Origin of the sequence: Mesorhizobium sp. M1A.F.Ca.IN.020.04.1.1, assembly GCF_003997315.1 — a bacterium.
Classification (GTDB): Bacteria; Pseudomonadota; Alphaproteobacteria; order Rhizobiales; family Rhizobiaceae; genus Mesorhizobium.
In genome coordinates this window covers 1-5,869 of sequence record NZ_RZSN01000256.1, presented here as the reverse complement: position 1 = coordinate 5,869, position 5,869 = coordinate 1, and the positions used below count along the sequence as shown (strand labels likewise).

The 5,869-nt window shown below is 65.1% G+C and carries 5 protein-coding genes, 1 tRNA gene and 1 pseudogene; 4 read left to right on the top strand and 3 right to left on the bottom strand.

Features of this window, described 5'->3' with window-relative positions; translation table 11 throughout:
- The first annotated feature begins 244 nt into the window (after positions 1–244).
- Both EOA49_RS29700 and EOA49_RS29695 read left to right on the top strand, forming a co-directional pair.
- The gene (locus EOA49_RS29700) at positions 245–1,171 is read left to right on the top strand and encodes a DUF1003 domain-containing protein (RefSeq protein WP_095827255.1); all 927 of its coding nucleotides are present in this window, start codon (positions 245–247) and stop codon (positions 1,169–1,171) included.
- Between the two features lie 255 nt (positions 1,172–1,426).
- Positions 1,427–1,503 (top strand) — tRNA-Arg (locus EOA49_RS29695).
- Positions 1,504–1,594: 91 nt separating this feature from the next.
- Here EOA49_RS29695 and EOA49_RS29690 read toward each other — a convergent pair.
- Positions 1,595–2,395: a class I SAM-dependent methyltransferase gene (locus tag EOA49_RS29690; protein WP_127243522.1), complete on the bottom strand. Its 801-nt coding sequence runs from the start codon at positions 2,393–2,395 to the stop codon at positions 1,595–1,597.
- Positions 2,396–2,504: 109 nt separating this feature from the next.
- On the opposite strand from EOA49_RS29690, the gene EOA49_RS32895 reads away from it, so the two are divergent.
- Positions 2,505–2,675, top strand: a complete 171-nt coding sequence (locus tag EOA49_RS32895; protein WP_164746699.1) for a hypothetical protein — start codon at positions 2,505–2,507, stop codon at positions 2,673–2,675.
- A 197-nt stretch (positions 2,676–2,872) separates the two neighbouring features.
- On the opposite strand, the gene EOA49_RS29685 is transcribed toward EOA49_RS32895, so the two are convergent.
- Positions 2,873–3,958: a nitronate monooxygenase gene (locus tag EOA49_RS29685; protein WP_164746700.1), complete on the bottom strand. Its 1,086-nt coding sequence runs from the start codon at positions 3,956–3,958 to the stop codon at positions 2,873–2,875.
- Between the two features lie 65 nt (positions 3,959–4,023).
- Positions 4,024–5,139, bottom strand: a complete 1,116-nt coding sequence (locus EOA49_RS29680) for a LacI family DNA-binding transcriptional regulator (RefSeq protein WP_164746701.1) — start codon at positions 5,137–5,139, stop codon at positions 4,024–4,026.
- A gap of 543 nt (positions 5,140–5,682) precedes the next feature.
- Here EOA49_RS29680 and EOA49_RS29675 point away from each other — a divergent pair.
- A pseudogene (locus tag EOA49_RS29675) lies at positions 5,683–5,869 on the top strand (ABC transporter substrate-binding protein); the annotation flags it as partial.

Sequence of the window (5,869 nt, the reverse complement as noted above, 5' to 3'; positions counted from 1 at the left end):
CCGTCACTTACGGGGAGAAGGTGCCGGCAGGCGGATGAGGGGCGGCGCTGCCCCCAGAGATTTGTTGTTGCTCAGCAAGCCCTTTCAACCAAATCTTCCCAGAATTGGATCTATGTCTTTGCGCGCCGAAACCGCATCCATCCATCACAAGAACTTGTTCGGTCACACCAGCTTCACAGTCGCGATGGATATGCCGCGCCGGCTCGGCGTATCGTATCGAAGCCCGAGAAGAGGAGCACTGAGCATGGCCGGCGACCCAAAGGCATCCGCGCAGACAATAGCCGACAACGAAAACGACTCGGGCGGCGAATACCTCGAGGCGGCCACCGTGCCGGAAGATCAGCATGAGGCGGCGGACGAGATCCTCGAAGCGCCGGAGGTGCCGGATTCGGAGCCGCACCTGCCCGGCGCGGCGCGTGCAAAGCCCAAGAAAAAACCGTCGGCGATCAGCGGCCGGAAGTTCCGCAAGCGCGACCTGGTGCGCGTCGACGACCTGAGGCCGAGCCTCGCCGACCGCATCCGCTCCGACCATCCCGACCTGCCGCGCGGCGCCCGCATCAGCCGCGAGGAGCTCGCCCGCTACCGCATGCGCTACATGGAGGAATTGCTGCAGCAGGAGCACGGCGAATTCTCCGAGCTCGACCGCCAGGTGGTGGAATCGATCGCCAGACAGGACACGATCTCGGAGAACTCGGAAGAAGAGTTCGAGGAGCGCCGCTCCTTCGCCGACCGCGTCTCGGACGACATGGCGGCCTTCGGCGGCAGCTGGTGGTTCCTGATCTCGTTCGCGGCGGTGCTTCTGATCTGGATCGGCCTCAACCTCTTCGAGGGCGCGGCCGCCGCCTTTGATCCCTACCCATTCATCTTGCTCAACCTGCTCCTATCCTGCATCGCCGCCATCCAGGCGCCGATCATCATGATGAGCCAGAAGCGGCAGGAGGCGAAGGACCGGCTGCGCTCCTTCAACGACTACCGGGTGAACCTCAAGGCCGAGCTCGAAGTGCGGCATCTGCACGAAAAGCTCGACTACCTGATCTCACGCCAATGGCAGCGCCTGGCCGAGATGCAGCAGATGCAGCTTGATGCCATGCACGAGCTGACCGCGAAGAAGCAGAAGCGGGCGACGCGCGGGGTGCAGCGGAGGGTGGCGAAGAGCGAGGTGGAGGGGTGAGGCTGGCGAGAGCTTGCGCCTGAACAACGCTCGGAAGTCGCGAAGCATTGCCGAAGTGGGGCCGCCGGCCTCCGAGCCTACATCAGTTGGGACCGCTCGCTCTCGACTCCAGCACCTCCATCGGACGAATGCGAGCCTGTCCGCTACGGCGAATATTCCGCCAAGCCAATTGCCCGTTGAAGCCGGCACGCGCTTCCGCTAAGAAGCCGTGGCTGGCCGGCTCACCGGCCGGTTCGTTTTCCGGGTTCCCGGGAAGCACCCGTAGCTCAGCTGGATAGAGCGCTGCCCTCCGAAGGCAGAGGTCACAAGTTCGAATCTTGTCGGGTGCGCCATCTATTGGCACCGCAGGCTGCCGGCACTGGCCGGCTAGGCGACCGCAGTTCCCGCGACGCCGTCCGCGCGCAGCTCGGATCGCGTTGAAGGTCAGCGCACGATGCCGCGGCAGGCCCAGGCGACGCTGGCGAAAGACCTCGGCCCATCGGCACGACCGGCCTCATAGGCCTCGTGGACTGCAGCCGCCGTGCGGGTCCGCTCGGCTGCGTCGAGCGTGGTCATATATTTGCCGAGCGGGCCTTCGCCGGCGGCAATCGGCGCCCAGTAGTCGTCGAAATTCTGGTAATCCATGCGGATCATCAGCTCGGTTTCGGTGACGTCGGTCAGGCCCTGTTCGACAAAGGTCCGCTTCATTTCGCCGGGCTGCATCATCGGCTGAAAGCAGTAGCGATTGCGCATCTGGCGGCCGCTTTCGCTGAGCGCGGCAACGGTGTCAATCATCATGCGCATGGCCGGCATGCCGCCAAGATGGTCCCACACAACGGCGGCGACCACGCCGCCCGGCCGCGTCACGCGGCGCATCTCGGCCACCGCCTTGCCGGTCTCCGGCACGAAGTGAAGGACCAGCAGCGCCAGCGCACGGTCGAACACATTGTCCTCGAAAGGCAGCGCCGTGGCGTCCGCCTGCTCAATAGTGATGCGCGGATCGGTGTTCCTCTCCTTGGCCGCCGCGACGAAGACGGCTGAGAAGTCGATGGCCTGGATTTCGGCGAGATCGCGCGACTTCGCCAGTTCGAAGGTCAGGCTGCCGGTGCCGCAGCCGACGTCGAGGATCTTCTCGCCGCCGGCCAGGCCGACGAAGTCGATGAACTTGGGCGCGAGCCTGCGGCTCCAGCGGCCCATGAGCTGCTCATAGCCGGATGCCGCGTGAACGGTGAAGCTTGATGTCATCCCGCCCTCCCTTGCTGGTTTCAGCCTAGACCCACGCAGGGACCATGCCAAGCAACGAAACCAGCCGATCGTCCCGAGATCGCATAGGTGGCGTTGGCAGGAGCATACGATGCCGAGACCGAGCGCCAGTCCGCTCTATCGCAACCAGATTGCCGCCGAGCGAGCCCGGATCGCCGAGATGAACGCGCTGGTGAGGGCCTTCCTGTTCCGCCGCCGAATCCAGTCATGGCCCGGCTTTTCGCCGCCGCAAGCGAGGATGCCGCCGTGTTCCGCGGCGTGATCGGATCGCCATGTGCGTTTCGCAGCCGCAGATTACCCAGACCGCATATCGCGGCAAAACTGGCCGAGCTGGGCGGTCGCCCCTTGCCGCCGAATGCCGGCATCATCGATCGCGCGGATGGCATGCCTGCCTGCCGGCCGATCTTGTCGCAGTCCGGATTGGGACTTGTCCGCGACGTCAACGAGCGGAGACTTCGCTCACGCGGGCATCGTTTTGCCGGTCGAAAGCGCTTCGAACACCTCGCCAGTTTCGGCCACGAGCGTCTGCATCAATTCGCCCGCAGGAAGCTCCCGGTTCAAGGCGGCCGCCTGCCCATAGAGATGGAAGGCGAAATCTCCTTTTGCACCGGCCTCGCCGAGCGGAGCGCTGAGCGCAACCATTTGCGGGAAGTCGGGGAGGCGCGCCCGGTTCACCTCCATCTCCAAGGCGAAGCGGGTGCGTCTTGCCCGCGCCGCGCGGCCGGTGAAGGCATCGGTGACCATCGTGTCCATGTCCGTGGCGGCGCGGATCAAGACTCGGCGCGGTCCGTCGGTGCCGGCCTCGTCGCAAGACAGGAAGCCGGTGCCGATCTGCACGCCGCTGGCGCCAAGCGCGAAGGCGGCCGCTATGCCGCGGCCGTCGGCGATGCCTCCGGCGGCAATGACCGGCAGCTTGACGGCATCCACGACCTGGGGAACCAGCGCCAACGTTCCCACGCCGTCACCGGGACGGTTGGGGGCGTGCGATCCCCTGTGGCCACCTGCCTCCCAGCCCTGCGCTATGACCGCGTCGGCTCCGCCGTCGGCGAGTTGGCGCGCCTCGGCGACATTCGTCGCGGTGCTGAGAACCACGATCCCCGACTGCTTCAACTTGGCGACCGCGGCCGCGTCCAGAATGCCGAAATGGAAGCTGACGACCGGTGGCCGGATCTCGAGCAGCAGTTCAAGCTTTTCTTCGTCGAAACCCGGTCCGATCGGCGGAAGCCTCCGCGAGGGTTCGTCGAGCGACAGCTCCTCGTAGTAGGGCCGCAACCTGTCGATGACCTGGGTCAGTACGGCGTCGCTGGTGTCCGGTCTGGGAAAAACAAAGAAATTGAGGTTGAAGGGACGCTCGGTCGAGGCGCGCAGCTGGCGCGCAGCGGTGCGCAGGCCGTCCGGCAGCATCGATGCGCAGCCGAGCGATCCCAGCCCGCCGGCGTTGCTCACCGCGGCGGCGAGTTCCGGAGTCGCCGAGCCGGCCATCGGAGCCTGGATGATCGGGTGCTCGATCTTTAAGAGATCGCATAAACGACGGTTCGGCCACACGAGCGTTTTTCCTGTGTCGGGAAAGGAACACGCGCAATCCATCATAGGCCTGGATCAAGACGGGGTCACCGGAATTGTGCGAGGCACGCTCCCACGCTCTCCCGCTCCACCAGCGGGCATTCAAGCTTGGTGATGGGATAGCGGCCGCGGCCGGGCGTCGGCGGTGCCTCCAATTGCTCGATCGCCCATTGGCCCATCGCCAGATGCGGCAGGATCGATGTGGTCAGCGGCGGGAAGAGGTGGCGGGCGATCTCCTCGTCGTCATAGCCGATCACGGAAATGTCGCCGGGGATATGCAGGCCGGCCTCCTTCAGCGCTTCGTAACAGCCGATCGCCGTGCGGTCGTTCTGGCAGAAGATGGCGGTCGGGCGGTCCTTCAGCGCAAGCAGCTTCACCGTCGCGGCATAACCGGCGCTGGCCGACCAGTCGCCCTCCACCACCAGGTCCGGATCGAAGGGGATGTCGGCGGTGGCCAAAGCGCGGCGATAGCCCTTCAGCCGATCCTGCGCCGCCTGCATCCACGGTTCGCCGGTGATGGTGGCGATGCGGCGGTGGCCGCGGCTGATCAGATGCCGCGTGGAGCTCTGGCCGCCGGCGATCTCGGAAGGCACCACGGCCGGGAAGGCATAGTCGGCGGTGTAGCAGTTGAGCAGGATGACCGGAATGTCGAGGCTGTAGAGGAACTCGGGCGCTGTGATCTCGCGGGTGAAGATGGTCATGTAGATCAGCGCCGAGAGGCCGCGCCGGGTGAGCGCCTGGATGGCACGCGGCTCCATGACGGCGTCACCCATGGTCTGCGCCACCAGGAGCACGTTGCCGGCATTCCAGGAGGCCTGCCGCGCGCCCTCGATGGCCACAACCGCCTCGGGGCTGGTGGCGAGCTGGTCGACGGCAAAGCCGATGACGCCATCCAGCCCTTCGAAGGGCGTGACGGGCGGACGCAAAGCTGAAAAGACCGGCGGCGAATAGCCCAGCGCTCTAGCTGCCTCGATCACGCGGTCGCGCGTCTGCTGCGACAGCCTGATGCCCGGCGAATTGTTGAGCACGAAAGAGACCGTCGCCTGCGAACAGCCGGCGGCCCTCGCTATATCGGTCATGGTGACCCGGCCCTTGGGCTTGGCCGAGGCCTTGCGGCGTCTGGACGTTTCCCGTGGATCGCGCAGTTGCGTCGGTTCGCTCATGGTCTTTTCCCAAACCTGCCGGGCTGTTCCGCAAAGCCCGCCACCGAGCGGGTATGCTTATAACTATTATCACTAACAAGGGCGTTGGCACCAGCCACGGCACGCGGCGACAAAATGGCCAAAAAGGTCAGCAAAGCTGTCAATTTTCCCGAGTTTTGCCGACCCGACCAGCGCCAATCCTGCTTCCGCTGGCGCCCACCGCGGCACCCGGCTCGCCGTGGTTGGGGCGCCTGGCCGAACCCGCGACTAATACTATTTACTAATATCGGTAAGCGATCTACTGTCAACGCGTCGCCGGGCAAGCTGCGGCGACGGCATCTGGGAGGAGCGCAGGTTCGCTGCCCGGCAAATTGCCGGAAGAGGGCTGCCCTCGTCCTCACGAAAATGTCAGACAAATCGGACTATTTACGAACGTCAAATCTGTGTCTAGTGTTTCGGTCGCGGCTGGATCGGCCCCGGACTTAGGTGCCAGACCCTTGAGGAGGAGGGCGTCCAGGCCGCAGCCGAGACAGCAGCGATGAGTTTCAAAAGGGAGGTTGAAGCATGAAATCCATGATACGCAACGCGTCCGTCGCCGCGGCGGCCTTGGCTATTGGCCTGACGGCCAGCGCAGCCGTGCGCGCCGACGACAAGCCGACGCTGGCCTTTGTCGTCAACGGCGCGTCAGACTTCTGGAAGGCGGCGGAAGCCGGCGTGAAGAAGGCGCAGGGCGAACTGCCCGACTACAATC